The sequence below is a fragment of the Rhodococcus sp. NPDC057529 genome (genome assembly GCF_042802055.1).
Taxonomy (GTDB): domain Bacteria; phylum Actinomycetota; class Actinomycetes; order Mycobacteriales; family Mycobacteriaceae; genus Rhodococcus_F.
Genome location: NZ_JBHVEY010000004.1, coordinates 172,374 through 197,751 on the forward strand (window position 1 = coordinate 172,374; position 25,378 = coordinate 197,751).

Sequence of the window (25,378 nt, forward strand, 5' to 3'; positions counted from 1 at the left end):
CGCGGGAATCTGACCAAAACCTGCGCGGCTGTGGGAGGGCGGGATGCGCGTCCGCTCACGACAGGTCCCGGAACGTCATGACGAAGCCGGCCATCGCGGCGAGTACGGCGAGGACGTAAACCGGTATCTGCACCCAGGTGGGGGCGATGCGGTTCACGATCATCGCCGCCGCCAGTGCGACGACGATGAGCACGACACCGTAGAACGGGGTGCGCTGAGGGTGGTCGCCTCGGGCCATACCCCCAGTGTGCACCGCGCCGGCGGCTAACCGACCGGCTCGGGCACCCGCGTCTGCGCGATCCACCGGCCGCGTTGCCGGTGGATCTCGATGGGGTGGTCGAAGCATTCGCTGATGGTGGCGGTGGTGAGAACGTCCGCGACGGCGCCCTGCGCGATCACCCGTCCGTCGCGGATGAGAACGGCGTGGGTCGTGGTGGTGGGGATTTCCTCGAGGTGGTGGGTGACGAGGATGCTGGCGAGGCTCGGGTACTGTTCGCGCAGTTCGTCGAGTGCGGTGAGGAGTTGTTCGCGCGCCGCGAGATCGAGTCCGGTGGCGGGCTCGTCGAGCAGGAGAAGTTGCGGTTCCGCCATCAGGGCCCGTGCGATGAGGGCGCGGCCGCGCTCACCCTGGGACAGGTTGGGCCACAGGGCGTCCGAGTGCTTCTGCATGCCGAGGGAGGCGACGAGCTCGTCGGCGCGGGCGATCTGCTCCGCGGACGGCGACCACCGCGGCACGAAATCGGGTGTGTTGGTGAGGCCGGTGAGCACGACGTCGCGCACCGTCAGCGGCGCGTCGATCCGGTATCGCGGGTTCACGTGCCCGATGTGGGCGCGCAACTCGCGCATGTCGACCCGGCCCAGCTGGTGGCCGAGGACGCGGACGGTGCCGTGCGTCGGGTGCGCGACCGCGCCGAGCATGCTCAGCATCGTGCTCTTTCCCGCGCCGTTCGCGCCGAGCAGCACCCAGTGCTGCCCGCGTTCGATGCGGAGGCTGATGTCGCTGAGCAGATACCGTCCGCTCCGCACGAGGTCGACGTTCTCGATGCTGACGACCGAATCCGGGGTGGTCACTGATTTCCGCCTTTCCGCAGAATCGACATGGTCGGGTCGAGGTTGGCGGCGGTGGCGGCGACGGCCGCCTCGGCGTCGCCGGCTTCCAGTGCGCGCACCAGATCGTCGTGGGCGCAGCTGGTGTCGGGCCGTCCCGGTTCGTGGTCGACGAGTTCGGCCAGCGCGTCGACGAGGAGCGGCCGGATCGACTCGAACAGGGCGGACAGGATGGTGTTGCCGGCGATCTCCAGGATCGCGGCGTGGAAGTCGAGGTCGGCAGCGACGAAGACGGCGGTCGGTGCGGTGGTGCTGTCGTGCCGGGTGGACAGCTGTTCTCGCAGCCGCTGGAGGTCCTCGGGGCGCGCGCGTTCCGCGGCGAGCCGGGCGGCCTCGATCTCGAGGGCGCGCCGCACCTCGTACACCTCGAGCAGCCGGGCGCGGCGCAGCAGCGTCCCGAGTCCCGCACCGCTGGTGGGGGGCTGCGCGACGAACGTGCCGACGCCGTGCCGCACGTCGAGCAGGCCGTCGCGGGCGAGCAGCCGAACGGCCTCACGGACGGAGGACCGGCCGACACCCAGTTCGGTGGCCAGTTCGGCCTCGCTGGGGATGCGGCTGCCGAGCGTCCACTCGCCGTCCCGGATCCGGGCGGTGAGGAGTTCCTCGAGCTGGGGGACCAGCGGTCCGCTGCGGAGGGTGGGACGTCCGGCCATGCGCCGACGCTAGCATAGTCCTCAGACGTCTGAGGACTGCCCGGGGCCTAAGGTGAGTCCGGGAAGAACCGCCACCGCAGCAGAGGAGAGGTGCACCATGGCCGTCGCCACCGCAGACCGTGTCACGAGGGAAGAGTTGCTCGACTTCGTCCGCCCGCGCCACCGCAGCGTGCTGATCACCCGGAAACGCTCGGGCGGCCTGCAGATCTCCCCGGTGACGTCGGGACTCGACTCGGAGGGCCGGATCGTCGTCTCCACCTACCCGCAGCGCGCGAAGGCCGCGAACGTGCGGCACGACCCCGCCGTGAGCGTGTGCGTGCTGTCCGACGAGTTCAACGGCGCCTACGTGCAGATCGACGGCACGGCCGAGGTACTGGATTTGCCCGACGCACTCGAACCGCTGGTGGAGTACTTCCGCGGCATCTCCGGCGAGCACCCCGACTGGGACGAGTACCGGGACGCCATGCGGAAGCAGAACAAAAGCCTCATCCGGATCACCATCGACGAGTGGGGACCCATCGCGACCGGTGGCTTCCCGCCGGGCACCGATCGCGGATAGGTCCCCGTCGCCTATTCGACGGCGCCCGCCGAGCGCAGTTTCCCGATGGCGGCAGCGTCGTAGCCGGCTCGCGCGAGGATCGCGTCCGTGTCCTGCCCCGGCCGCGGGGCGGGACGGGGAACCGGCGCCGGGGTGCGGCTGAAGCGCGGCGCCGGCGCGGGCTGGCGGATGCCGCCCACCTCGACGAACGTCTCTCGCTCCGTGTTGTGGGGATGCTCGTGCGCCTCCCACGGCGAGAGGACCGGCGACACGCACGCGTCGGAATCGGCGAACAGCGCCGCCCATTCGTCCCGCGGGCGGGTCGCGAACATCTCCGCGAGCCGCGCCTTCAGTTCCGGCGCCGCATCGAGGTCGTACTGCAACGGCAGCTCCTCGCCCGACAACCCGAGCACGTCGAGGAGTTCGCCGTAGAAGTGCGGTTCGACGCAACCGACCGCCACGTGCAGGCCGTCGGCGCATTCGTAGGTGTCGTAGAACGCGGCGGCCCCGTCGAGGACGTTCTGCCCGCGACCGTCCTGCCACAGCCCGGCGGCGTTCATCCCGTGAACGAACGCCGTCAGCAGCGCGGCGCCGTCGACCATGGACACGTCCACCACCTGACCGCGGCCCGACCGCGTGCGCTCGTGCAGCGCGGCCAGGATTCCCATCGTCAACATCAGACCCCCACCGCCGAAGTCGCCCAACAGGTTCAGCGGCGGCACCGGCCGCTCGCCGGCGCGCCCGATCGGGTCGAGCGCGCCCGCGAGCGCGATGTAGTTGATGTCGTGCCCGGCCCGCGGTGCCAGCGGACCGTCCTGGCCCCAGCCCGTCATCCGCCCGTAGATCAGGGCGGGGTTGCGGGCCAGGCAGTCGTCGGGACCGATGCCGAGGCGTTCCGCGACGCCGGGACGGAATCCCTCGACGAGGATGTCGGCGTCGTCGACGAGTCGCAGCACCGCCTCGAGTCCCTCCGGGGTGCGCAGGTTCACCGCGATCGACCGTCGCCCGCGGTCGAGCACCCCCGACGGCGCCATCAACCCGGTGCCACCGTCGCCGGCCCGTTCCACCCGGATCACGTCCGCACCGAGATCGGCGAGGATCATGCACCCGAACGGCGCGGGCGCGAGACTCGCGATCTCGACGACGGTCAGCCCGCTCAGCGGCCCGCCGGTCACGACACGCCCTGCGCGTCGCGGGGCAGTCCGAGCATCCGTTCGCCGATCACGTTGAGCTGCACCTCGGTGGTGCCGCCGTAGATGGTGGTGGCGCGGCCGGCGATCAACTGCTCCATCGCCTTGTCGCTCGGCTCACCCGGAATGCTCACGGCGCCGGCGATACCGAGTTCGGCGACGACGAACTCCGCGATCGACTGTCCGAGCCCCATGCCCAGCAGCTTGCCGACGCTCGACGTGGTGCTCACGTCGGTCCCCGACAGTTGCTTCAGCACGATGCGGGAGCCGATCAGGTCGACGGCCTGGCTCTCCGCGACCAGTTCGCCGACGCGGAACCGGCCCAGCGGGCCGAGGTCCCGGCCGCGGGCGAACTGCAGCAGATCCTTGTCGGTGGCGTAGGCCTCCATCTTCTGGCTCAGCGCCACCCGCTCGCCTGCGAGGGTCGTGCGCGCCACGTTCCAGCCGTCGTTCACGTTCCCGACCACGTTCTCGTCGGGGATGAACACGTCGTCGAGGAAGACCTCGTTGAACAGGGCCGACCCGGTCATCTCGCGCAGCGGCCGGACGGTCACGCCCGGCGTCGACATATCCAGCACGAAGTACGTGATGCCCTCGTGTTTCGGCTTGGACGGGTCGGTGCGGGCGATCAGCATGGCCCAGTCGGAGAACTGCGCGACCGTGGTCCAGATCTTCTGCCCGGTCACCGTCCAGCCGCCGTCGACCTTCTCGGCCTTCGTCGTCAGCGACGCGAGGTCGGAACCGGCCCCCGGCTCGCTGAACAGCTGGCACCACACCAGGTCCCCCCGGAGTGTGGGGACGGCGAGATCCCGCTTCTGCGCGTCGGTGCCGTGGGCGACGACGGCCTGCACCGCCCAGCCGCCCATCAGCAACTGCGGCATCGGGATGCCCGCCGTCCTGATCTCCTGCGCGATGACGATCTGCTCGAGCGGGGACGCGCTGCGCCCGTACGGCTTCGGCAGGTGCGGCTGCACCCAGCCGCCGTCGCCGAGCGCGATCAACTGGTCGTCCTCGTCGAGGCCGGCCAGCGGGACGAGTGCCGCCCGCACCTCGGCGCGGATCGTCTCGGCCTCGGCCGGCAGTTCCAGTTCGGACGTGCGGGCCGTGCCGGCGAGCGACTGGTCGGCCACACGGGTGGCCCGCTCCTCGCGGGTGCCGAGGAGCCCCCGGATCGCCAGTGCGCGGCGGTAGTACAGGTGCGCGTCGTGCTCCCAGGTGAATCCGATGCCGCCGTGGACCTGGATGCAGTCCTGCGCGCACTGCACCGCGGCATCCGGGACGATGACGGCGGCGATGTCCGCGGCGAAATCGGCGGTGTCGTCACCGCTGTCGAGGGCGGACGCGGCGTCCCACAGCACCGCGCGCGCCTTCTCCAGCGCGATGCCCATGTGCGCGCACTTGTGCTTGACGCCCTGGAACTGGCCGATCGGACGCCCGAACTGCACGCGGGTCTGCGCGTACTCCGATGCGGTGGACACGCACCAGGACATCACACCGAGCGCCTCCGCGCCGAGGACGACGGTGGCCAGGGAGCGGACGCGCTGCTCGGTGAGTCCGTCGAGGATCCGGTCGGTGCCCACCCGGACGTCGTCGGCGGTGATCCGTGCCGAGCCGCGGAGCACGTCGATGCCGTCCTGCACCGTGACGGTGACGTCCGCGGAATCGACGACGGCCCAGCGGACGTCGTCGCCGACGGCGATCGGGAGCAGCAGGGTGTCGGCGTGTTCGCCGCCGAGGACGGCGTCCGCGACACCGGTGACGCGGTATCCGCCGTCGTGCGCCGCCGCGTCGAGCGGGCGGCCCAGCGCGACTGCGGCGGTGCGTGATCCGTCGAGGAGACCGGGGAGCAGTTCGATGCCGACCTTGGAATCCGCGGCCGCCACGAGGGCGGCGGACAACGCGGTCGGGACGAACGGGCCCGGAGCGACCGTGCGCCCCAGTGCCTCGAGCGCCACCGCCAGCGTGAGGAGCCCGGCGCCGTGACCGCCCTTGTCCTCCGCGACGTGCAGACCCAGCAGATCCTGGCCGGCCAGCGCATCCCAGAACGGCGGGAACTTGTCCTCGCTCGTGGACTCGACCGCGGACCGGACGTGATCGGAGGTGATGGTGCGTTCGGCGAAGGAGCGGACCGAGTCGGCGAGGGCCCGATGCTCCTCGGTCAGTCCGAGCCCGAGCTCGTACGTGTTCTTGGCCATGTCGGAGCCCTTCAGCCGAGTCGGTCGGCGAGGTCGGCGACGGTCCACGGGCCGTCGCTCTCGATGGTCGTGACGTCGTGCCAGCCGGCGAGTTCGGAGATGGCCCCGCCCTGCACGGCGAACACCTTGCCGGTGATCTTGCAGTTCGCATCGGCGAGCCGGGCGACGAGCGGGGAAATGTTGGCGGGGCTGAACGCGTCGAACTCGCCCTCCGGCACCTCCTCGGCGAACAGCGCGCCCATACCGGGGGTGGCCAGTGTGAGCCGGGTGCGGGCGATCGGGGCGATCGCGTTGACCCGTACGCCGTAGCGCTCGAGTTCGTCCGCGGCGACCAGGGTGAGTGCGGCGATACCGGCCTTCGCGGCGCCGTAGTTGCCCTGACCGGCGTTGGGCATGAACGTGCCGGACGCCGACGCGGTGTTGATCACGGACGCGTTCACGGTGTCGCCCGCCTTGGTCCGTGCCTTCCAGTACGCGGCCGCGTGGTGCAGCGTCGCGGCGTGGCCCTTGAGGTGCACGGCGATGACGGCGTCCCACTGACTTTCGGTCATGCCCGCGATGAACGCGTCCCGCAGGATGCCCGCGTTGTTGACGAGGACGTCGAGCCGGCCGAACTCGCTCACCGCCTGGCTCACGAGCGCTTCGGCGCCGTCCCAGGACGCGACGTCGTCGGTGTTCGCGACCGCCCTGCCGCCCGCGGCGACGATCTCGTCGACCACCTGCTGCGCCGGGCCGGCGTCCGCACCGGTGCCGTCGTTGGCGCCGCCGAGGTCGTTGACGACCACGGCAGCGCCCTCACGTGCGAAGAGCAGTGCGTGCTCCCGGCCGATTCCGCGTCCGGCGCCGGTGACGACGGCAACCCGTCCGTCGAGTGTTCCCATGTGCGTACTCCTAGGTTTCTGTGTCCGCGATGACGGCGAGGCCGTCCTTGATGACGAGTTCGTCGCCGACGGCGGTCTCGTAGGCGTACGACACCGCCCCGCCGGTGGATTCGGCGACCTGCCGGAACTGCGTGGCGATGTCCTGTCCGGGCAGTACGGGTTTCGCGAACCGCACCGCGAGACGGCGGAGGCGTTCGACCCTGCCGTCGGCGAGTTCGGTGAGCGCCGCCCACGACGTGAACGCCATGGTGCACAGGCCGTGGTTGATGATTCCGGGAAGACCGGACATCCGGGCGATCTCGTCGTCGAGGTGGATCGGCATCGGGTCGCCGGAGGCGGGCGAGTACCGGAATGTCTGGTCCTCGTCGATGTGCTGGGTGATCGACGCGGCGGGGGCCTGCCCGCGCAGGGTCTCGTCGAATCGGTGTGCGGGCGCCTGTTCGCCGAGGCCTGCTCCCGCGTCGACCTTCCGGAAGAACGCGGTCATCCACTGCTCGTTGACCAGTTCGCCGTCGTCCGTGACGGTTTCGACGTAGACGACGACGGTGGATCCGTTTGCGCGACCCTCGAAACCGATCGGCTTCGCACGAACCACGAGGTTGTCGCCGGGCCGGATCGGGCGGTGGAAATGGAAATCCTGCTCGCCGTGCACGAGTTTCATGAGCAGTTCGACCGGGGCGACGGACAGTGCGGCCGGCGCCATCGACGTGAACGCGGGGACCACGGCGAACACCGGGGGAGCGACCTCGCCCGCGAGGTGGCGGTCGATGGGATCGTTGGTGGCCGCGGCGTAGTCGGCGATGCGCTCGGCGGTGACCTCGAACCGTTGCGGATCGGTCCACTCTCCGAGGCCGCTCGTGTCGAATTCGACTGTGGGGGTGGTCATGCGCGGATCAGCCCACCATGTCGGCGAACCCCGCGAGGGACGCCTCCAGATCTGCCTTGGCGTTCTTGGCGACGGCCTTGCCGATGGGGCCGACGATCATGGTGCCGGTGAAACTCGCGTCGATGATCGCCGTGGATCCGGCGCCGTCCGCTTCGACCTTCAGGGTGAATTCGACGGTCACGCCGGCCATCCCGGTGCCGGAGATCTTCACCATCTCGGGCACCTGCACCTCGGTGACGGTCCACTCGATCTTGTTGGCCATGCCCATCACGGAGACGACCTCGGTGAACTTCGATCCGAGTGCCACCTCGGTGGGGATCTCGCTCTTCCAGGACTGGTGGATGGTGAGCCACTCCTCCCAGCGGGACAGGTCGGACAATGCGTCCCATGCCTTGTCGGGGGAGGCGGGAAGGGACGCTGCGACGGAAACGGAAGCCATGATGTACTCCTGGTGCTCGAGGTGAAAGAGACTGTGGAAGAGGAAGTGTCAGAGTGCGCGGTAGGCGGTGACCACGACGGCGCCGCCGAGGCCGATGTTGTGTTGCAGTGCGACCGCGGCGCCGTCGACCTGCCGCTTGTCGGCCGTGCCCCGGAGTTGCCAGGTGAGTTCGCTGCACTGGGCGAGTCCGGTGGCGCCGAGCGGGTGTCCCTTGGAGATGAGGCCGCCGGACGGGTTGACCACCCAGCGGCCGCCGTACGTGGTGTCGTCGTTGTCGACGAGTTTGCCGCCCTCGCCCTCGCCGCACAGGCCGAGCGCCTCGTACGTCAGCAGTTCGTTGGTGGAGAAGCAGTCGTGGAGTTCGATGACGTCGATGTCGTCCGGGCCGATGCCTGCCTGTTCGTACACCCGGGCCGCGGCCGTGCGGGTCATGTCGGCGCCGACCAGGCTGATCGCGCTGCGGTCCTCGAACGTGCTCGGGAGGTCGGTGACCATGGACTGGCCGACGATCTCCACGGCCTGCGCGGCGAGGTCGTGCTCGTCGACGAACTTCTCGCTCACCACGACGACGGCGACGGAGCCGTCCGAGGTGGGGGAGCACTGCAGTTTGGTGAGCGGCCCGTAGATCTGCTTCGAGCCGAGGATCTCGTCGAGCGTGTATTCGTCCTGGAACTGGGCGTACGGGTTGTTCTGTGAGTGGCGGTGGTTCTTCACGCCGATCCTGGCGAACTGTTCCGCCGTGGTCCCGAACCGTTCCATGTGCTCCTTGCCTGCGGCCCCGAACATGTACGGGGCGGGCGGCATCGCGAACTCCTGCAGTTCGGCGAGCGCGAGGAGGTGACGCATCATCGGCTGTTCCCGGTCGTCGTACGTGGATCCGAGCGAACCGGACTGCATCTTCTCGAAGCCCAGCGCGAGGGCGCAGTCGACGTGACCGCTGCGGACCGCCTGGGTGGCGAGGAAGAGCGCGGTCGATCCCGTCGAACAGTTGTTGTTGACGTTGACGATGGGGATGCCGGTGAGGCCGAGTTCGTAGACGGCCCGCTGCCCGGACGTCGATTCGCCGTACACGTAGCCGACGTACGCCTGCTCCACGAGGCCGTATTCGACGCCCGCGTCCTCGAGCGCGCGGCCGCCCGCCTCCCGCGCCATGTCGGGGTAGTCCCACTCGCGTGCACCCGGTTTTTCGAATTTCGTCATCCCGACGCCGACGACGAACACCCTGTTACCCATTGCGGCTCCCTGAGTCCGGAAAAATGTGTGTGTGACACCCTGTCTCACCAAAGTATGTGAGACGTCCTGTCCAGTCAACAGTCGGATGGGTAACGTATGAGCGATGCCGGACAAAGTGGAAACCGCCGCGTCGCCCCAGGGTGACGGCCGCGCCACGCGCTGGGAGGACCACAAGGCGGAACGCCGCAGCCGGATTCTCGACGCCGCGATGGAGGCCATCAACGAGGACGGCCCCGACGTGGGCGTCCAGCAGATCGCGAACCGCGCCGACGTGCCGCGGTCGGTGGTCTACCGGATCTTCACCGATCGCGGCGACCTCGACGAGCAGTTGCGCGGCCGCATCATCGAACGACTGATGGCGGACCTCGCACCCACGTTGACCCCCGAGGGGACCGTCGGCGAGGCGATCGCCCGCGCGGTCGAGACGTACCTGCGGTGGATCGTGGAATACCCGCGACTCCACCAGTTCCTCGGCACCGGATCGCCGAGCAGGCGCACCACCGGCTCGCGCGTGGTGACGGGCACGAAGACCGCGATCGCGCTCCAGCTGTCGGGCCTGCTCGCGACGGTCCTCGACGCGGTCGCCGGCAACTCGGACCTGGCCGAGTCGCTGGCGTTCGGGTTGGTGGGACTGGTCGACGCCAGCGTCAACCGGTGGCTGAGCAACCCCCAGTCGGCGCTCGGCAGCGACGACCTCGCCGAGTTCCTCGAGGTGTCGATCTGGCAAGTGCTGCACGGCAATCTGACGCGGATCGGCGTCACCATCGACCCGTCGACCCCGGTGTCGGAACTGCAGTAGTCGAACGGGTGTGGCCAGCTACCATGGCTTCCATGCCCTCCCGGCGAGGTTCACCGGCCGCTTCCGAGCAGGCCTGGGTGTCGGACACGGCGGTCGGCGACGCCGTCGCGCGCTTCGCCAGTGCCTGGGAGTCCTCGTCGTCCGCGCCCGATCTGGTCGCCTACCTGCCCGCGTCCCCGGCCCTTCGCCGGGTCACGCTCATCGAACTGATCAAGGTCGACCTGGAGAAGCGCTGGCTGCGCGGCGACCACCCGAAACGGCTGGCGCAATACTGCGAGGAACTGCCCGAACTACGACGGTGGCCGCTGCCACCGGACCTGCTGTACGAGGAATTCCACATCCGGCGGCGCAGCGGCGAGTCGGTCGAGGCGAACGAGTACACGCTGAGCTTTCCGGCGCAGGCGGGCGAACTCGAAGAACTGCTCGGCACCGGCGAATACCAGAGCACCCTGCTCCACCGCGGGGAGCAGGCGTCGACGGTGTCCGCGGGGAACGCCGGCGCGCTCGACGATCTCGAGGTCGGCAGGCGAATCGACGACTTCGACCTCGTGACCCTCCTCGGCCGGGGCGCGTTCGCGCGGGTGTTCCTCGCCCGGCAGCGGTCGCTGCAGAGGATGGTCGCGGTGAAGATCTCCGAGGATCACGGCACTGAACCGCAGACCCTGGCCCAGTTCGACCACGACTACATCGTCCGGGTCTTCGATCAGCGACTTCTCGCGGGCCGCGACCTGCGCCTGCTGTACATGCAGTACGTGCCGGGGGGAACGCTGCTCGACGTGGTCGGGCGGGTGCAGGAGACGCCGCCGGAGGCGCGCAGCGGCGCCGTGCTGCTGGACGCGATCGACCGCGCCCTGGTCGGCAGGGGCGAGATCCGGCCCAGCGAATCTCCTGTGCGCCAGGAGATCGCGACGCTGACGTGGCCCGAGACGGTGGCCTGGCTCGGCCGGAGGCTGGCGCAGGCGCTCGACTACGCGGGCGCGCACGGCGTGCTGCACCGCGACGTCAAGCCGGCCAACGTGCTGCTGACGGCGGAGGGCGCCCCGAAGCTCGCCGACTTCAACATCAGTTTCAGCGGCAACCTCGCCGGTGCCAGCCCGGTCGCCTACTTCGGCGGCTCGCTGGCCTACATGTCCCCGGAGCAGCTCGAGGCGATCCACCCGGACCGGCCGGGCACCCCCGCCGACCTCGACACCCGCAGCGACCTGTACTCGCTCGCCGTCGTCCTGTGGGAGTTGCTGACCGGCGCAAGACCTTTCGACGACAGTGACGCCGAGTTGCACTCCCGCCCGCCCGGCGACCGCACCACCCTCGACGCGATGCTCGCCCGGCGCCGGGGGAACGACGAACCGGCCGCAGGCGAACTGCCCGCCGACTGCCCGAACGCGTTGCGGCGCGTGCTGCTGAAATCGCTGGCGCCGGACCCGAAGGACCGGTACTCCTCCGGCGCCGAACTCGCCCAGCAACTCGACGTCTGCCTCGACGCGCACGCCCGCGATCTGGTCGACCCGCCGCCGGGGAGCTGGCGCCTGCGGATGCGCCGGTGGACGCACCCGATCATGTTCCTGGCCATCGCCGTTCCCAACTTTCTGGCCATCCTCTACAGCTACCACCACAACAGCGCCCTGATCATCAGCAAGCTGCCGCCCGGCGCGCAGGAGAACTTCGTGCGGATCACCCGGATCGACTACACGATCGCATTCCTCATCGGGACCGCGGGCACCGTGTCGATGGTGATCTACCTGACGGTGGTGGCGGCTGGTCTGCGCCGGGGGCGGGTGTACTCCGGCGTTCAACTCGCCCGCGCCCGCAAGGACACCCTGCTGCTCGGTCAGCGGTGCGCCCTGCTGTGCCTCGGGCTGTGGGTGGTCACCGGCATCATCGTGCCGATCACACTGGAGGTGAGCGGCAGTGAGGTTCCGTGGAACACCGTCGTCCACTTCACCGCGTCCCAGCTGGTCTGCGGGGCGATCGCCGTGGTCTACCCGTTCTTCTTCGTGAACTTCTACGCCGTGCGCTGCCTCTACCCGGTCTTCCTGCGACACGGCGAGATCAGCGCCTCGGACGCCCGAATGCTGGGACGGCTGGGGCGGCGCAGCACGTTCTTCCTCGCCGCGGCCGCCGCCGTGCCGCTGCTCGGGGTCGCGGGTGCCACGTTCATTCCCCCGGAGGACATGCCCCGCGTCATCGTCGCGCTCCGCGTCCTGTGCGTCGGCAGCGTCGTCGCGTTTCTCGGGGCCTACTGGATGTTCCGGATGCTGTCGGAGGACCTGCAGGCCCTGCAGCGCGTCGTGTCCGGAGCGCCGCGGCACGAGTGATCAGTTCGACCCCGTGAACGTCAGCCACAGCAGCGACACGTTGAGCACGACGATCAGCGACGCCGCCACCCACGCGGCGACCGTGGTGGCCGTCGCGTTGCGGTGGACGCCCATCAGGTCGCGGTCCGACGTCATCCGCACGAGCGGGATCACCGCGAACGGGATGCACAGGCTGAGGACCACCTGACTGAGGACGAGCGCGAACGTGGGGTCGACGCCGGCCGCCAGCACGACCAGCGCGGGGATGAGGGTGACCACCCGGCGCAGTAGCAACGGGATGCGCATCGACAGCAGTCCGTACATGATCTCGGAGCCGGCCGCGCAGCCGATCGACGTCGAGGCCAGGCCGGACGCCAGCAGGCCGACGGCGAAGATGACCGCGACCGTGGGGCCGAGCGAGTTCTGGATGGCGGCGTGCGCGCCGTCGATCGAATCGGTGCCGGGAATGCCGCGCAGGGCCGACGCGGCGAGCAGCAGCATGCCGATGTTCACCGCGCCCGCCACGATCAGCGCCCCGACCACGTCCCACTTCGTCACCCTCAGCAGTCGCGCGAGGCGGGGGCCTTCGAGGTCGTTCCCGTGCCGGTCGCGGGCGAGAGCGCTGTGGAGGTAGATCGCGTGCGGCATCACGGTGGCGCCGAGCATGCTTGCGGCGAGCAGTACCGTCTCGGTCCCCTCGAACCGAGGAACGAGACCGGCGAGTGCGTCCGGGCCCGACACGTCGGTGAACGCGAGGCCGGTGAGGAACCCGACGGTGATGATCGTGAGGAGCCCGATCACGACGAACTCGAACGTTCGCTGACCGCGGCGGCTCTGGATCGACAGGATGCCCATCGACACGACGCCCGTGATGAGACCGCCGACGAACAGGGGGACGCCGAACAGGAGGTTGAGCGCGATCGCGCCGCCGATGACCTCGGCCACATCGGTGGCGATCGCCATCGCTTCCGCCTGCAACCAGAACGCACGGCGGTTGCCGGTCCGAAGACGCGTGCCCAGCATCTCGGGCAGCGATTTGCCGGTGACGAGGCCGAGCTTGGCGGACAGGTACTGCACCAGCACGGCCATGGCATTGGCGAGCACGAGGACCCAGACGAGCAGGTACCCGTACTTCGCGCCCGCGGTGAGGTTGGCGGCGACGTTGCCGGGGTCGACGTACGCGATGGCCGCCACGAAGGCAGGTCCGAGGAGCGCGACCGTCCGGAGACTGCCCTTGCGGGGCCTGCGGCGCGGGAGGAGAGGGCTGGGGGCCTCGATGCTCACGGAGCTCCTGATCGTGGTCGCGGGGATCTACCTGCTGATTCGTATCTCCGCACTATAGATTTAGGTGCATCGAACTTTCAAGCGCGGAACGTGGATCGACGCGGAATCGGCACGCCGGGGCTATATTGACTAGAACGTGTTCTAGCCACGGCGGAAGGGGAGTCCCGATGGGTCAGGTTCTCGACAGAATCGAAGCCGTCGCCGAGGAGATTCGCGGGCAGGCCGTCCGGTCGGAGGCGGACTGCCGGCTCACCGACACCGCCGCCGGCCTCCTGCGCGACTCCGGGGCGATCCGGTTGCTGCAGCCCAAGCTGTACGGCGGCCTCGAGGTGCACCCTCGCGAATTCGCCGAGACCGTGATGGGAATCGCCGCACTCGACGGTGCGAGCGGGTGGGTCGCCGGGATCGTCGGCGTGCACCCGTGGGAGCTGGCGTTCGCCGACCCGCGGGTGCAGGAAGAGATCTGGGGCGAGGACAACGACACGTGGATGGCGTCGCCGTACGCGCCCATGGGCGTCGCGACACCGGTCGACGGCGGATACGTCCTGAAGGGGCGATGGTCGTTCTCGTCGGGAACCGACCACTGCCAATGGGCGTTCCTCGGGGCGATGGTCGGCGACGGCGAGGGCGGCATCGCGCTGCCGCCGTCGTCGCTGCACGTGATCCTGCCGCGCACCGACTATCGGATCGTCGAGGACACGTGGGACGTCATCGGCCTGCGCGGAACCGGAAGCAAGGACCTGATCGTCGACGGTGCGTTCGTCCCGGGCTACCGGACGTTGAGCGCGTCGAAGGTGATGGACGGGCGGGCGCAGAAGGAGGCGGGCAGGCCCGAACCACTGTTCAACATGCCCTACTCCTGCATGTTCCCGCTCGGCATCACCGCCGCCGTCATCGGCATCACCGAGGGCGCGCTGGCCTGCCACATCGCGGTGCAGAAGAACCGCGTCGCCATCACGGGCCAGAAGATCAAGGAGGACCCGTACGTCCTCAGTGCGATAGGAGAGTCCGCCGCCGAGATCAACGCGTCCCGGGTCTCCCTCATCGAGACCGCCGACCGGTTCTACGACAAGGTCGACGCAGGCAAGGAGGTCACGTTCGAGGAGCGTGCGATCGGACGCCGCACCCAGATCGCCGCGGCCTGGCGTGCGGTGCGTGCCGTCGACGAGATCTTCGCGCGCGCCGGCGGCGGCGCGCTGCACTACAAGACGCCGATGCAACGGTTCTGGCGGGACGCGCACGCCGGTCTCGCTCACGCCGTCCACGTGCCCGGACCCACCAACCATGCGAGCGCGCTCACCCAGCTCGGCGGCGAACCGCAGGGCATGATGCGCGCGATGATCTAGACGCCGGGAGGCCGGATCTCGGCCTCCCGGCATCGGATCAGACTGCGGCCGCGGCGAATCCGGTCTCGAGGTCGGCGAGGATGTCGTCGATCCCCTCGATGCCGACGGCGAGGCGAACCAGTCCGGGCGTCACACCGGCCGCGAGCTGCTCCTCCGGGGTGAGCTGCGAGTGCGTCGTCGACGCCGGGTGGATCACCAGCGAGCGCACGTCGCCGATGTTCGCGACGTGGCTGTGCAGGGTGAGCGCGTTGACGAACTTCTTGCCGGCATCGACCCCGCCTGCCAGTTCGAACGTCACGATCGCACCCGGACCCTTCGGGGTGAGCTGCCGTGCACGCTCGTGCCACGGCGAGGACGGCAGACCCGCGTACGCCACGGATGTGACCTCCGTGCGCGCCTCGAGGAACTCGGCGACCTTCTGCGCGTTGGCGACGTGCCGCTCCACCCGCAGGCTGAGGGTCTCGATGCCCTGGGCGATGAGGAATGCGTTGAACGGGGCGACCGCGGAACCGAGGTCGCGCAGCAACTGCACGCGCGCCTTCAGCGCGTAGGCCGGGGCGCCGAGGTCCGCGAACACGACGCCGTGGTAGCTCGGGTCCGGGGTGGTGAAGCCGCCGTGCCTGCCCTGGGTCCAGTCGAACGTGCCGCCGTCGACGACGACACCTGCGATCGCCGTGCCGTGACCGCCGAGGTACTTGGTGGCCGAGTGCACCACGATGTCCGCCCCATGCTTCAGCGGCTGCAGCAGATACGGTGTGGCCACCGTGTTGTCGACGATCAGCGGGATCCCGTTGTCGTGGCCCACCTTCGAGATTCCCGGGATGTCCAGGACGTGGTTCTTCGGGTTGGCGATCGTCTCACCGTAGAACGCCTTCGTGTTCGGGCGGACGGCGCTGCGCCACTGCTCGAGGTCGTCCGGGTCTTCGACGAACGAGACCTCGATGCCGAGCTTGGGCAGCGTGTAGTGGAACAGGTTGTACGTGCCCCCGTACAGGTACGGGCTGGAGACGATGTGGTCGCCTGCCTCGGCGAGGTTCAGCACCGCAAAGGTTTCCGCGGCCTGCCCGGACGACAGCAGCAGGGCGGCGACGCCGCCTTCGAGGGCGGCGATGCGCTGCTCGACCGCGTCCTGGGTGGGGTTCATGATGCGGGTGTAGATGTTGCCGGGCTCGGCCAGACCGAACAGCGCGGCAGCATGGTCGGTGCTGTCGAACGTGTACGAGGTGGTCTGGTAGATCGGCAGCGCCCGCGCCTTGGTGGTCGCGTCGGACGTCTGCCCGGCGTGGATCTGCTTGGTCTCGAACGACCAGTCGGCGGTGGGATCGATGCTCTCGGTCACGAGTGGAGTCCTCCGGATTCGGTGCAGTGGATGTGATGAATCAGATGTCGCCGGTGAGTGTTTCGACCACGGTGTGGACCGGGGTCGGATTGCGGGTCAGGTCGAGGACGGGGCAGTGCGCGTCGACCGCTTCCTGCAGCTCGAGGTAGCGTTCCCGCGATTCCGGACCGGTGAGCGTCACGACGACGCGCACCTCTCCGAACCCGGGGCGGACGGCGTCGTCGAAGCCGAAGAACCCGTGCACGTCGAGGTCTCCCTCCGCACGTGCCGAGATGTCGTCGACGCGGACACCGAGCTTCTCGGCCCAGAAGCGGTACGTCACCACCTGGCAGGAGAGCAGCGAAGCGAGGTAGTACTCCACGGGATTGGCGGCGGAGTGCTCGCCGCCGAGCGCGGGCGGCTCGTCCACCTCGACGCTGTACTTGCCGAGCGAGACGGTGCTCGCGACGGCGTCGTGGGCCTGCGCGGAGGCGGTGAAGACGACGTGCGCGTTCGCGGAATCCTGCGACACGGCGTCACGGGTGGCGTTGATGACGGACGTGAGATGTGAAACGGATGCAGTGGTCACGAGTGGCGAATCCTTCGAAAAGGTGGGTGTGCAGGAGGAACCCGGCGTGGAGAACATCACGCCGGGACGGGTCCGATCAGGAGATCGGACACCTCGAGGTACACACCAGTGCGAAATCGACATGGCGGCGCCGCGTCAGCAGCTCGCCTGAGTCGACCACGCCGGATTCGGTCACGGATCAGACTGTAACCGCACGACACGCATTCCGACCAGTCCCATAGGAAATTCTGCTCACGGAGTGGGCAGCGCGCGGCACAGGGCGTCGAGCGTGTCGGCGAAGCGGGCGGACGACGGCGTGCTGTAGCCGACGACGAGCCCGTCCGGCCGGTCCGCGGGACCGTCCGGATGACGGAACGTGCGCAGGCCCTCCACCGCGAGACCGAGGGCCGCGGCCCGGCCGACGGTGGCCGCCTCGGTCCCGGCCGGAAGTTCGAGGACGGCGTGCAGGCCGGCCGCGATGCCGGTGACGTGCACGTGCGGTACCCGCGCGGCGAGCGTCTCGACGAGGGTGTCGCGCCGGCGGCGGTACAGGGTGCGCATCCTGCGGACGTGCCGGTCGAATGCGCCTCGCTCGATGAAGTCCGCCAGGGTCAGCTGGTCCGTCGCGCTGACCCACCTCTCGTACACGCCCTTGACCGCCAGGACGTCGTCGATCAGGTGTTCCGGCAACACCATCCACCCCACACGGATCGCGGGAGACAGGGTCTTGCTCACGGTGCCCAGATACGCCACCTGTTCCGGGGCCAGACCCTGCAGGGCGCCGACGGGTTGGCGGTCGTACCGGAACTCCCCGTCGTAATCGTCCTCGATCACGATCCCACCGGTCGTGCGTGCCCATTCCACGAAAGCCGTTCTCCTGCTGGGGTGGAGCGGACCTCCGGTGGGGAATTGGTGGGCCGGGGTGAGCAGTGCCGCGGACAGCCGGGTGCCGGTCGTGTCCGGGGGCCGCGCGCCGTGGGCGTCGAGGTGCAGGGGCACGGTGACGGCCCCGGCATCGCGGAGCAGTTCGCGATGGAAGTGCAGGCCGTACCCTTCGACGGCGACCGGTCCCTGCACGGCGCGGGCGAGGAGCCACAGGCCGTGCCCCGAACTCGCGCTGACCACGATCCGATCGGGATCGGCGCGGACCCCTCGTGCACGGGCCAGGTATTCGGCGACGGCGCGGCGCAGTTCGGGGCGGCCCCGCGGATCGCCCGGACCGAACGCGTCGTGGGGTGCCGCGGTGAGCGCCCGGCGCGCCGACGCCGTCCAGGCGGCACGGGGAAACTCCGCGACGTCGGGCGAACCGGGCAGCAGGCTCCACGCGGGCCGGGGTGCGGCGGCGGGGCGGGTCTGCGGACGGTGGGCGGGTTCGCGTTCCCGATCGGCGACCCGGGTCCCCGATCCCTGCCGTGCCGTGAGCCACCCCTCCGCGACGAGTTCGGAGTACGCCTCGGCGACGGTGTTGCGGGCGACGCCGAGATCGAGGGCGAGCGCGCGGGACGGCGGGAGGGTGGTGCCTGCGACGAGCCGTCCCGAGCGGATCGACTCGCGCAGCGCGGACACCAGAGCGGCGCGCACCCCGGACGTCCGTCCACCGGCGGGTGCGGCGAGGTCGAGATGGAGATCGCGGCCCAGACCAGAATTGGCCCAAGATTTCATGATCGAATTGAACCATGGAGATGGGCTATTTCGCGCTTACTGTTCTCCTATGACCACAACAGAGCGCAAGACCCGAGTCGACCTCGCACGCAAGTCCCCCGCCGTCTACAAGGCGATGATCGCCCTCGACGCCGCCGCCCGGCAGGGCCTCGACCCGGAACTCGTCGAGTTGGTGCTCACCCGTTGCTCCCAGATCAACCACTGCGCGTGGTGCATCGACATGCACACCGCGGATGCCCGCAAGATCGGCATCAGCGAACAGAAGCTGTTCCTCCTCGGCGCGTGGGAGGAAATGCACGGCCTGTACACCGACAAGGAGCGCGCCGCGCTCGCCCTCGCCGAGTCGATCACCGTGCTGACCGACGGCTTCGTCCCGGACTCGGTGTACGAGGAGGCGGAGGAACATTTCGACGAGACGGAACTGGCCCAGCTCATCTCGCTGGTGCTCACGATCAACGCGTGGAATCGCATCGCCGTCAGCACCCGCAAGATCCCGCGAGTGCGCTGACCCTCAGAAGTTTCCGCGGGCGGCTTGTTCGCGTTCGATGGCTTCGAAGAGGGCTTTGAAGTTGCCGATGCCGAAGCCGAGGGAGCCGTGGCGTTCGATGAGTTCGAAGAACACGGTGGGCCGGTCGACGAGGGGTTTGGTGAAGATCTGCAGCAGGTAGCCGTCCTCGTCGCGGTCGACGAGGATGCCGCGTTTCTGCAACTCCTCGATCGGGGCGCGGACGTTGCCGATCCGGGCCCGCAGTTCGGGATCCTCGTAGTAGGAGTCCGGGGTGGCCAGGAACTCCACACCCTCGGCGGTCAACCGGTCCACCGCGGTGAGGATGTCGTTGGTGGCCAGCGCCAGGTGCTGGGCGCCGGGGCCGCGGTAGAAGTCGAGGTACTCGTCGATCTGGGAGCGTTTCTTGGCGATGGCGGGTTCGTTGAGGGGGAACTTGACGCGGTGGTTGCCGTTGGAGACGACCTTGCTCATCAGGGCGGAGTAGTCGGTGGCGATGTCCTCGCCGACGAATTCGGCCATGTTCGTAAAGCCCATGACCCGGTTGTAGAAGTCGACCCAGTGGTCCATCCTGCCGAGTTCGACGTTGCCGACGACGTGGTCGAGGGCCTGGAACAGGCGCTTGGGGGCACCGTCGCGTTTGGTGTGGGTGGAGGTGCGCGGCTGGTAGCCGGGCAGGTAGGGGCCGGTGTAGTTGCTGCGGTCGACGAGGGTGTGGCGGGTGTCGCCGTAGGTGGCGATCGCGGCGATCCGGACGGTGCCGTGCTCGTCGGTGACATCGTGGGGCTCGTCCAGGACGGTGGCGCCCTGGGTGCGGGCGTGGGCGATGCATTTGTCGACGTCGGGGACGGCGAGGGCGATGTCGACGACGCCGTCGCCGTGGGTGCGGTGGTGTTCGATCAGCGGGCTCTGTGGGTCGACGGCGCCGTTGATCACGAAGCGGACGGCGCCGGATTCGAGGACGAAGCTGTGGTGGTCGCGGTTGCCGGTGGTCGGTCCGGAGTAGGCGACGAGGGTCATCCCGAACGCGGATTGGAAGTAGTGGGCGGTCTGGGTGGCGTTGCCGACCACCCAGACGACGGCGTCCCAGCCGCTGACCGGGAACGGGTCGCGGGTGCCGTCGTACTCGACGAGCCCGACCAGCTGTTCGAGCTGGCCGAGGTCGAGACCTGCCAGGCGTTCCTTGTCGGTGAGAGTCTGCTCTATCGTCATGATGGTGCCTTTCCTTGCAACGGTTTTCGGATACGGAGAAGGTGAGTGCGACTGCGCACCGGGGGAGTGGCGAATGCCTGGCACAGAGGTAACCGGCCGCCGGCCCGGTCGTCAACCGGGACCCGGACAGCTAGCCGCATCGACGGATGAGAGCGGCCCCGCCCCCGCTTTCCTATACAATCTGAATACTTCAATGGGGCAATAGAAATGGACTGAGATGGTTGCGCGGAGTGAGATCGGCGTCGGAGTGCTCGCACGCGCGGTGGCGATCCTCGACGTCGTGGAGGCGAGCCCGATGGGTGCGAGCGACCTCGCCCGCGAGCTGGACCTGTCCCTGTCGACCACGTACCGGCTGGCCACGGACATGGTCAGGCACGGCCTCCTCCGGAAGGATCAGGAAGGCCGTTTCTACCTCGGGCAGCGGTTCGTCACGACGGCGCTGAGCGACCTCGCCATTCCGGCGCTGCGCGAATTGGCGGAGAAGACAGGCGAATCCGCTCAGTTGTGGGTGCGGCGGGGCGAGTCGCGGCTGTGCACGGCCAGCGTCGACTCCCAGCACGAACTGCGGGTCGCGCTGCCCGTCGGGACACTCGTGCCGCTTCCGCAGGGGTCGAGTGGGCACGTGCTGTCCGGAGACTGGGAGGCCGACCCCGACGCGGTGAAATCGGGGTGGTGGGTGTCGATTTCGGAACGGACACCGGGCTCCGCCTCCATCAGCGCACCGGTTCGCAGGCACGGCGAGATCGTGGCCGCCGTGTGCGTGTCGGGCCCCGAGGGGCGCATGGGGGAGAACCTGGGTTCCCGGATGGGCCGCGCAGTCGTCGCTGCCGCGCGGCAGATCGAGACGTCCGTTCCCGGCGACTGACTCGGTCAGGCGATGTCGAACGTGGTGACGTCGGCCGACCGATGTTGCTGCGCCAGTTGGCGGTAGACCGCCGCGTTGCCGGCGTTGTGGGCCACCTCGTCGTCGGTCAGTTCCCGGCGGACCTTCGCGGGCACACCGGCGACGAGTGAGCGCGGCGGAATCCGGGTTCCTTCGAGGACCAGCGCGCCGGCCGCGATCAGCGACTTCTCGCCGATCACCGCGCCGTTGAGGACGGTGGCGCCCATGCCCACGAGGGCGCCGTCCTCCACGGTGCAGCCGTGCAGCACGGCGTTGTGCCCCACGCTGACGTCCCGGCCGACGACGACGGGGAAACCCGGGTCGACGTGAACGGCCACTCCGTCCTGGATGTTGCTGCCCTCGCCGAGGGTGATGGAATCGCAATCGGCCCGCAGTACGGCGCCGTACCAGACGCTGGCCTCCGCGCCGAGGGTCGCGGCGCCGATCACCGCCGCGGTGGGCGCGACCCACGCGGTCTTCTCCGCGCGTGGCGAACGTCCGTTGATCGCAACGACGTGTGGTTCTCTCACCGTGTTCTCCTCCTGTCGAGCAGCGGATTCGTGCTGCATCTCGCGGCGTTCCGTCGTCCATTGTCGTGTGGCGCGGACTCCGGGCATTGCCAATTGTGACTGCTACCACTACCGTAATTCTTATCAGACGGGAAGCAAACTGCCAAATAATGAGAATACGCAGGTAGGGCTCCCGTCGACATCCGGTACAGATCGACGAGGGAGAACTCTCACATGCAGGTCCCAGAGAACGGCCCACTGCACGGCATCCGTGTGCTGGAACTCGGCAACTTCATCGCGGCCCCCATCGCGAGCCGCATCTTCGCCGACTTCGGCGCCGAGGTCGTCAAGATCGAACGGCCGGGCGTCGGCGACGAACTGCGGGGCTGGCGCCGCCGTCGCGGCGCGACGTCGATGATGTTCCGCACCATCGCCCGCAACAAGCGGTCCGTCACGCTCGACCTCCGGACGGACGAGGGCCGCGCGATCATCCTCGACCTCGCCCGCAAGTCGGATGTCGTCATCGAGAACTTCCGGCCCGGAACGCTCGAGCGGTGGGGAATCGGCCCCGACCAGTTGACGGCCGCCAACCCCGACATCGTCCTCGTGCGGATCTCCGGCTACGGGCAGACCGGCCCGTACCGGGAGCGCACCGGATTCGGCGGTGTCGCCGAGGCCTTCGGCGGGCTGCGGCACGTCACCGGCTACCCGGACCGTCAATCCGTTCGGGCGGCCGCCCCCATCGCCGACACCCTCGCGGGGCTGCACGGCGCGATCGGTGCCCTGATGATGTTGCTGGCCAAGGCGAGACAGGGCGATCATTCGACCCCGCGGGTGGCGGACGTGGCCCTGTACGAGTCGGTGTTCATGGCGATGGAGTCCCTCGTACCCGACTACGACGCGTACGGCATGGTCCGCGAACGGACCGCGGGCAACCTGCCCGGTGTGGTGCCGAGCGGTGTCTATCCGTGCGACGGCGGCTCCGTCATGATCGCCGGCAACTCGAGCGGTGTGTTCGGCCGGTTGATGCAGGCGGTCGGGCGGGGCGATCTCGCCGACGATCCCGACCTGGCCGACGGTGATCAGCGATTCCGTCGCGAAGCCGAACTCGACGACGCGATCTCCTCGTGGACGTCGCAGCGGCGTCCGCGCGACGTGGTCGCCGAACTCGGCGCCGCCGGCGTGCCCGTCGGCGAGGTGTACGACGCCGTCCAGATCGCGGACGACGAGCACTACAACGCCCGCGGCATGCTGCAGAGCCTGAAGGTGTCCGTCGACGGGGAACCCGAAGAGGTGCGCTTCCCCGGAGTCGTCCCGCAGCTCGACGGCGAACCCACCCAGATCCGCTGGGCAGGACCCGAGCTGGGTGAGCACACCGACGAGATCCTCGGCGGATTGCTGAACCTGTCCGGCGATCAGCTCGCCGACTACCGCGCCCGCGACATCGTCTGAATCGGAGAAGTGAAATGACAGTCACCATAACGGATGTCGTACTGCGGGACGGACTGCAGGACGAGGACTCGGTCGTCTCCACCGACCACAAGATCGCCGTCGCGGACGCACTCGTCGCCGCAGGCGTGACGCACATCGAGGCGGCATCGTTCGTCTCGCCCACGCGGGTCCCGCAGATGGCGGACGCCGACGACGTCATCGCCCGGCTGCCCCGCACCGATCCGTCGGTCACCTACAGCGCCCTCGCGCTCAACCCGCGCGGAGTGCAGCGCGCCGCCGCGACCGGCATCGACGAGATCCAGGTCGTGACGTCCGCCAGCGCCGGGCACAGCACTGCGAACACGGGCAGGAATCCGGACGAGGCGCTGACCGGACTCGCCGAGGCATTGCAGAAGTACCCGGACCGGAGTTTCCTCGGAGGTGTGTCGACCGCGTTCGTCTGCCCGTTCGAGGGCATCATCGCCCCCGCCGCGCTGGTGCGGGTGGCCCGCGCGATGGCCGCGATGGGTGTGCGCAGGCTCGGGCTGGCCGACACCCTGGGAACGGCCACCACCGAGCAGGTGCTCGCGTCGGTCGGGGCGGTCCGCGACGCCCTCCCCGACATCGAACTGAGCCTGCACCTCCACAACGCGCACGGGCAGGCCCTCGGTACCGTGATCGCCGCGCACCGGCAACTCGGCATCACGCACTTCGACAGCGCCATCGGAGGGTACGGCGGCTGCCCGTTCGCCCCGGGCGCCCACGGCAATCTCGCCACCGAGGAACTGGTAGCGCACCTCCACGCGCACGACATCGACACGGGCATCGATCTGCAGGCCCTCGACCTCGCCGTCGACACCGTGAAACTTGCTCTGGCACAAGCTCGGCCCCTCTCCGCAGTGTGAACTGCGAACTCACCCCGAAAGGCCGATCATGGTCTACGCACTCTCCATCGTCGCTCTGATCGCGATCTTCACCGTGGCGACACTCACCCCGATCAACATGGGCATCCTCGCGTTCGCCGGAGCATTCGTCATCGGCGGCTGGGTGTCCGGGATCCCGGTCGAGGACATCATCGATGCCTTCCCCGGCAGCACGTTCATCATCGTCGGCGGTATCACGCTGTTGTTCGCCATCGCGAAGGCGAACGGGACCATCGACCTCGTCATCGAGGCCTCGCTGCGCCTCGTGCGCGGCAGGCGGTGGGCGATTCTGTGGATGATGTTCCTGCTGTCCGGGCTGCTGATGGCACTCGGGTCCGTGCTCGCGGTCGGGATGCTCGCCCCCATCGCGATGCCCCTCGCGGCCAAGAACAGGATCAACCCGTTCCTCATGGGCATGGTCATCAGCCACGGCGCCCTGGCCTGCGCGTTCTCGCCCATCAACCTCTACGGCGCGTTCATCAACGGACTGATGGACTCCACCGGCGTGGGGGCGAACCCGCTGGTCCTGTTCGCACTGCCGTTCGTCCTGAACCTGGCCATCGCGATCGTGCTGTTCCTGATCTACGGCCTCGACCTGATCGGGCACCGCACTCCGCGCCCGGTCGAGGAGGCATCCGACGGCGGCGGATTCGGCGGTTCCTCGCGCCGGCCGTCCGGTGGTGGCGCCCCCGCCGGCGGTCCGGGCGGGAACACCGCGACGCTCACCGATCGCGAGGTCATCGAGGAAGCGCTGAATCACGAGGGCATGAAGCCGGTGAAGATGAACAGGTACCGGCTCGCGACACTCGCGGGCATCGGGTTCCTCGTCGTCGGGTCGGTTCTGTTCGGAATCGACGTCGGCGTCAGCTCGATCTGCGTCAGCGCGGTCCTGCTGTTGATGGCGCCCAAGTCGCACCCCAAGGTCGTCGACAACGTGGCATGGCCCGCCGTGGTGCTCGTGTGCGGGATGCTCACCTACATGGCGGTCATGACGCAGAACGGCACGCTCGACTTCCTCGGTGACGCGGCGTCGGCTCTCGGATCGCCGTTGCTGACCACATTGATCCTCTGTTACGCGGTCGCGATCATCTCCGCGTTCGGATCGTCGATCGGCACGCTCGGCATCGCGTTGCCCCTCGCCGCGCCGATGCTCGCGATGGGAGAGGTGGGCGCCGTGGGATTCGTCGCCGCCCTGGCGTTCTCCGCGACGGTGGTCGACGTCAGCCCGTTCTCGACGAACGGCGTGATGGTGCTCGCCAACGCACAGGTCGAGGACAAGGCGCGGTTCCAGCGCAAGATGCTCGCCTACTGCGGCCTGATCGTGCTGTCGGCTCCGATGTTGGTCTGGGCGCTGGTCGTCGTGCCGACGTCCGTGTAGGTCTTCGGGGCAGTGGGGGGTGCCCTCTTCTCGGGGGGGGACGGGAACTTCTCCCCTCCGAGAGCAGCAGGCCTGGACCCTCCCCCCCCTCCCCCCCCCCTCGCGTACCGTTTTTCGCCAACGTTTTGTTTCACCTAGGGCAAG

24 protein-coding genes are annotated in these 25,378 nt (G+C 69.0%); 9 read left to right on the top strand and 15 right to left on the bottom strand.

What is annotated here, in order from left to right; genetic code table 11:
• Positions 1-55: 55 nt before the first annotated feature.
• From ACFU5V_RS09355 to ACFU5V_RS09365, 3 genes are read right to left on the bottom strand one after another with little or no spacing between them, the layout of a single operon-like run.
• The gene (locus tag ACFU5V_RS09355; RefSeq protein ID WP_378698639.1) at positions 56-238 is read right to left on the bottom strand and encodes a hypothetical protein; all 183 of its coding nucleotides are present in this window, start codon (positions 236-238) and stop codon (positions 56-58) included.
• Positions 239-264: 26 nt separating this feature from the next.
• Positions 265-1,071, bottom strand: a complete 807-nt coding sequence (locus tag ACFU5V_RS09360; RefSeq protein WP_378698641.1) for an ABC transporter ATP-binding protein — start codon at positions 1,069-1,071, stop codon at positions 265-267.
• Positions 1,068-1,760, bottom strand: coding sequence for a FadR/GntR family transcriptional regulator (locus ACFU5V_RS09365; protein WP_378698643.1), 693 nt, complete (start codon positions 1,758-1,760; stop codon positions 1,068-1,070). The genes ACFU5V_RS09360 and ACFU5V_RS09365 overlap by 4 nt, the downstream gene beginning before the upstream one ends.
• A gap of 97 nt (positions 1,761-1,857) precedes the next feature.
• Between ACFU5V_RS09365 and ACFU5V_RS09370 the strand changes: the two genes are divergently transcribed.
• Positions 1,858-2,319, top strand: a complete 462-nt coding sequence (locus ACFU5V_RS09370; RefSeq protein WP_072944705.1) for a PPOX class F420-dependent oxidoreductase — start codon at positions 1,858-1,860, stop codon at positions 2,317-2,319.
• An 11-nt stretch (positions 2,320-2,330) separates the two neighbouring features.
• On the opposite strand, the gene ACFU5V_RS09375 is transcribed toward ACFU5V_RS09370, so the two are convergent.
• Genes ACFU5V_RS09375 through ACFU5V_RS09400 form a run of 6 tightly spaced genes read right to left on the bottom strand, consistent with a single transcriptional unit; the run spans position 2,331 to position 9,122 of the window.
• The gene (locus tag ACFU5V_RS09375; RefSeq protein ID WP_378698645.1) at positions 2,331-3,473 is read right to left on the bottom strand and encodes a CaiB/BaiF CoA transferase family protein; all 1,143 of its coding nucleotides are present in this window, start codon (positions 3,471-3,473) and stop codon (positions 2,331-2,333) included.
• On the bottom strand, positions 3,470-5,683 hold the full coding sequence (locus ACFU5V_RS09380; RefSeq protein WP_378698647.1) for an acyl-CoA dehydrogenase: 2,214 nt from the start codon (positions 5,681-5,683) through the stop codon (positions 3,470-3,472). Before ACFU5V_RS09380 ends, ACFU5V_RS09375 begins: the two co-directional genes overlap by 4 nt.
• A gap of 11 nt (positions 5,684-5,694) precedes the next feature.
• Entirely contained in the window at positions 5,695-6,564 is an 870-nt protein-coding gene (locus ACFU5V_RS09385; RefSeq protein WP_378432955.1) for an SDR family oxidoreductase, read from the bottom strand.
• A gap of 10 nt (positions 6,565-6,574) precedes the next feature.
• Positions 6,575-7,450, bottom strand: coding sequence for a MaoC/PaaZ C-terminal domain-containing protein (locus ACFU5V_RS09390; RefSeq protein ID WP_378432956.1), 876 nt, complete (start codon positions 7,448-7,450; stop codon positions 6,575-6,577).
• Positions 7,451-7,457: 7 nt separating this feature from the next.
• Positions 7,458-7,889 (bottom strand): SRPBCC family protein, encoded by a 432-nt coding sequence (locus tag ACFU5V_RS09395; RefSeq protein WP_378698649.1) that lies wholly within the window; start codon positions 7,887-7,889, stop codon positions 7,458-7,460.
• Positions 7,890-7,937: 48 nt separating this feature from the next.
• On the bottom strand, positions 7,938-9,122 hold the full coding sequence (locus ACFU5V_RS09400) for a lipid-transfer protein (protein WP_378698651.1): 1,185 nt from the start codon (positions 9,120-9,122) through the stop codon (positions 7,938-7,940).
• 103 nt (positions 9,123-9,225) lie between these two features.
• Here ACFU5V_RS09400 and ACFU5V_RS09405 point away from each other — a divergent pair, with 103 nt between their 5' ends.
• Together ACFU5V_RS09405 and ACFU5V_RS09410 are read left to right on the top strand one after the other, a co-directional pair.
• Complete coding sequence (locus tag ACFU5V_RS09405) at positions 9,226-9,921, top strand: TetR/AcrR family transcriptional regulator (protein ID WP_378432960.1); 696 nt, start codon at positions 9,226-9,228, stop codon at positions 9,919-9,921.
• A 23-nt stretch (positions 9,922-9,944) separates the two neighbouring features.
• A complete protein-coding gene (locus ACFU5V_RS09410; RefSeq protein ID WP_378698653.1) occupies positions 9,945-12,236 on the top strand; it encodes a serine/threonine-protein kinase in 2,292 nt (763 codons plus the stop codon).
• Here the strand turns inward: ACFU5V_RS09410 and ACFU5V_RS09415 are convergent, their stop codons facing one another.
• Positions 12,237-13,499 carry an Nramp family divalent metal transporter gene (locus ACFU5V_RS09415; RefSeq protein ID WP_378432962.1) on the bottom strand — a complete coding sequence of 421 codons (1,263 nt, stop codon included), beginning with the start codon at positions 13,497-13,499 and terminating at the stop codon, positions 12,237-12,239. It lies immediately after the preceding gene.
• A 167-nt stretch (positions 13,500-13,666) separates the two neighbouring features.
• On the opposite strand from ACFU5V_RS09415, the gene ACFU5V_RS09420 reads away from it, so the two are divergent.
• Entirely contained in the window at positions 13,667-14,845 is a 1,179-nt protein-coding gene (locus tag ACFU5V_RS09420) for a hydroxylase (RefSeq protein ID WP_378432963.1), read from the top strand.
• Between the two features lie 37 nt (positions 14,846-14,882).
• On the opposite strand, the gene ACFU5V_RS09425 is transcribed toward ACFU5V_RS09420, so the two are convergent.
• The 3 genes from ACFU5V_RS09425 to ACFU5V_RS09435 all read right to left on the bottom strand — a co-directional run bounded on the left by ACFU5V_RS09425 (position 14,883) and on the right by ACFU5V_RS09435 (position 18,393).
• Complete coding sequence (locus tag ACFU5V_RS09425; protein WP_378698655.1) at positions 14,883-16,184, bottom strand: bifunctional o-acetylhomoserine/o-acetylserine sulfhydrylase; 1,302 nt, start codon at positions 16,182-16,184, stop codon at positions 14,883-14,885.
• Between the two features lie 40 nt (positions 16,185-16,224).
• Positions 16,225-16,752: an OsmC family protein gene (locus ACFU5V_RS09430; protein WP_378698657.1), complete on the bottom strand. Its 528-nt coding sequence runs from the start codon at positions 16,750-16,752 to the stop codon at positions 16,225-16,227.
• 231 nt (positions 16,753-16,983) lie between these two features.
• The gene (locus ACFU5V_RS09435) at positions 16,984-18,393 is read right to left on the bottom strand and encodes a PLP-dependent aminotransferase family protein (RefSeq protein WP_378698659.1); all 1,410 of its coding nucleotides are present in this window, start codon (positions 18,391-18,393) and stop codon (positions 16,984-16,986) included.
• Between the two features lie 49 nt (positions 18,394-18,442).
• Between ACFU5V_RS09435 and ACFU5V_RS09440 the strand changes: the two genes are divergently transcribed.
• Positions 18,443-18,901: a carboxymuconolactone decarboxylase family protein gene (locus ACFU5V_RS09440; protein WP_218270373.1), complete on the top strand. Its 459-nt coding sequence runs from the start codon at positions 18,443-18,445 to the stop codon at positions 18,899-18,901.
• A gap of 3 nt (positions 18,902-18,904) precedes the next feature.
• Here ACFU5V_RS09440 and hppD read toward each other — a convergent pair whose 3' ends face one another.
• Positions 18,905-20,110, bottom strand: a complete 1,206-nt coding sequence (hppD, locus tag ACFU5V_RS09445) for a 4-hydroxyphenylpyruvate dioxygenase (RefSeq protein ID WP_378698661.1) — start codon at positions 20,108-20,110, stop codon at positions 18,905-18,907.
• A 217-nt stretch (positions 20,111-20,327) separates the two neighbouring features.
• On the opposite strand from hppD, the gene ACFU5V_RS09450 reads away from it, so the two are divergent.
• Positions 20,328-20,975 carry an IclR family transcriptional regulator gene (locus tag ACFU5V_RS09450; protein WP_378698663.1) on the top strand — a complete coding sequence of 216 codons (648 nt, stop codon included), beginning with the start codon at positions 20,328-20,330 and terminating at the stop codon, positions 20,973-20,975.
• Positions 20,976-20,980: 5 nt separating this feature from the next.
• On the opposite strand, the gene ACFU5V_RS09455 is transcribed toward ACFU5V_RS09450, so the two are convergent.
• Positions 20,981-21,523, bottom strand: a complete 543-nt coding sequence (locus ACFU5V_RS09455; RefSeq protein ID WP_378436810.1) for a gamma carbonic anhydrase family protein — start codon at positions 21,521-21,523, stop codon at positions 20,981-20,983.
• Positions 21,524-21,736: 213 nt separating this feature from the next.
• On the opposite strand from ACFU5V_RS09455, the gene ACFU5V_RS09460 reads away from it, so the two are divergent.
• The 3 genes from ACFU5V_RS09460 to ACFU5V_RS09470 are packed head-to-tail and all read left to right on the top strand — an operon-like array spanning position 21,737 to position 25,234.
• Entirely contained in the window at positions 21,737-22,954 is a 1,218-nt protein-coding gene (locus ACFU5V_RS09460; protein WP_378698665.1) for a CaiB/BaiF CoA transferase family protein, read from the top strand.
• Positions 22,955-22,968: 14 nt separating this feature from the next.
• Positions 22,969-23,838, top strand: coding sequence for a hydroxymethylglutaryl-CoA lyase (locus ACFU5V_RS09465; protein ID WP_378698667.1), 870 nt, complete (start codon positions 22,969-22,971; stop codon positions 23,836-23,838).
• Between the two features lie 28 nt (positions 23,839-23,866).
• Positions 23,867-25,234, top strand: a complete 1,368-nt coding sequence (locus ACFU5V_RS09470) for an SLC13 family permease (RefSeq protein WP_378698669.1) — start codon at positions 23,867-23,869, stop codon at positions 25,232-25,234.
• The last annotated feature ends 144 nt before the right edge of the window (positions 25,235-25,378 follow it).

What these genes read in the sequence shown, in the direction of transcription:
- ACFU5V_RS09410 (WP_378698653.1), top strand. Translation starts at nt 9,945, where the DNA reads ATGGCTTCCATGCCCTCCCGGCGAGGTTCACCGGCCGCTTCCGAGCAG.
- ACFU5V_RS09390 (WP_378432956.1), bottom strand. Translation starts at nt 7,450, where the DNA reads ATGACCACCCCCACAGTCGAATTCGACACGAGCGGCCTCGGAGAGTGG.
- ACFU5V_RS09395 (WP_378698649.1), bottom strand. Translation starts at nt 7,889, where the DNA reads ATGGCTTCCGTTTCCGTCGCAGCGTCCCTTCCCGCCTCCCCCGACAAG.
- ACFU5V_RS09365 (WP_378698643.1), bottom strand. Translation starts at nt 1,760, where the DNA reads ATGGCCGGACGTCCCACCCTCCGCAGCGGACCGCTGGTCCCCCAGCTC.
- ACFU5V_RS09440 (WP_218270373.1), top strand. Translation starts at nt 18,443, where the DNA reads ATGACCACAACAGAGCGCAAGACCCGAGTCGACCTCGCACGCAAGTCC.
- ACFU5V_RS09370 (WP_072944705.1), top strand. Translation starts at nt 1,858, where the DNA reads ATGGCCGTCGCCACCGCAGACCGTGTCACGAGGGAAGAGTTGCTCGAC.
- ACFU5V_RS09385 (WP_378432955.1), bottom strand. Translation starts at nt 6,564, where the DNA reads ATGGGAACACTCGACGGACGGGTTGCCGTCGTCACCGGCGCCGGACGC.
- ACFU5V_RS09450 (WP_378698663.1), top strand. Translation starts at nt 20,328, where the DNA reads ATGGTTGCGCGGAGTGAGATCGGCGTCGGAGTGCTCGCACGCGCGGTG.
- ACFU5V_RS09470 (WP_378698669.1), top strand. Translation starts at nt 23,867, where the DNA reads ATGGTCTACGCACTCTCCATCGTCGCTCTGATCGCGATCTTCACCGTG.
- ACFU5V_RS09355 (WP_378698639.1), bottom strand. Translation starts at nt 238, where the DNA reads ATGGCCCGAGGCGACCACCCTCAGCGCACCCCGTTCTACGGTGTCGTG.
- ACFU5V_RS09460 (WP_378698665.1), top strand. Translation starts at nt 21,737, where the DNA reads ATGCAGGTCCCAGAGAACGGCCCACTGCACGGCATCCGTGTGCTGGAA.
- ACFU5V_RS09435 (WP_378698659.1), bottom strand. Translation starts at nt 18,393, where the DNA reads ATGAAATCTTGGGCCAATTCTGGTCTGGGCCGCGATCTCCATCTCGAC.
- ACFU5V_RS09380 (WP_378698647.1), bottom strand. Translation starts at nt 5,683, where the DNA reads ATGGCCAAGAACACGTACGAGCTCGGGCTCGGACTGACCGAGGAGCAT.
- hppD (WP_378698661.1), bottom strand. Translation starts at nt 20,110, where the DNA reads ATGACGATAGAGCAGACTCTCACCGACAAGGAACGCCTGGCAGGTCTC.
- ACFU5V_RS09405 (WP_378432960.1), top strand. Translation starts at nt 9,226, where the DNA reads ATGCCGGACAAAGTGGAAACCGCCGCGTCGCCCCAGGGTGACGGCCGC.
- ACFU5V_RS09400 (WP_378698651.1), bottom strand. Translation starts at nt 9,122, where the DNA reads ATGGGTAACAGGGTGTTCGTCGTCGGCGTCGGGATGACGAAATTCGAA.
- ACFU5V_RS09420 (WP_378432963.1), top strand. Translation starts at nt 13,667, where the DNA reads ATGGGTCAGGTTCTCGACAGAATCGAAGCCGTCGCCGAGGAGATTCGC.
- ACFU5V_RS09465 (WP_378698667.1), top strand. Translation starts at nt 22,969, where the DNA reads ATGACAGTCACCATAACGGATGTCGTACTGCGGGACGGACTGCAGGAC.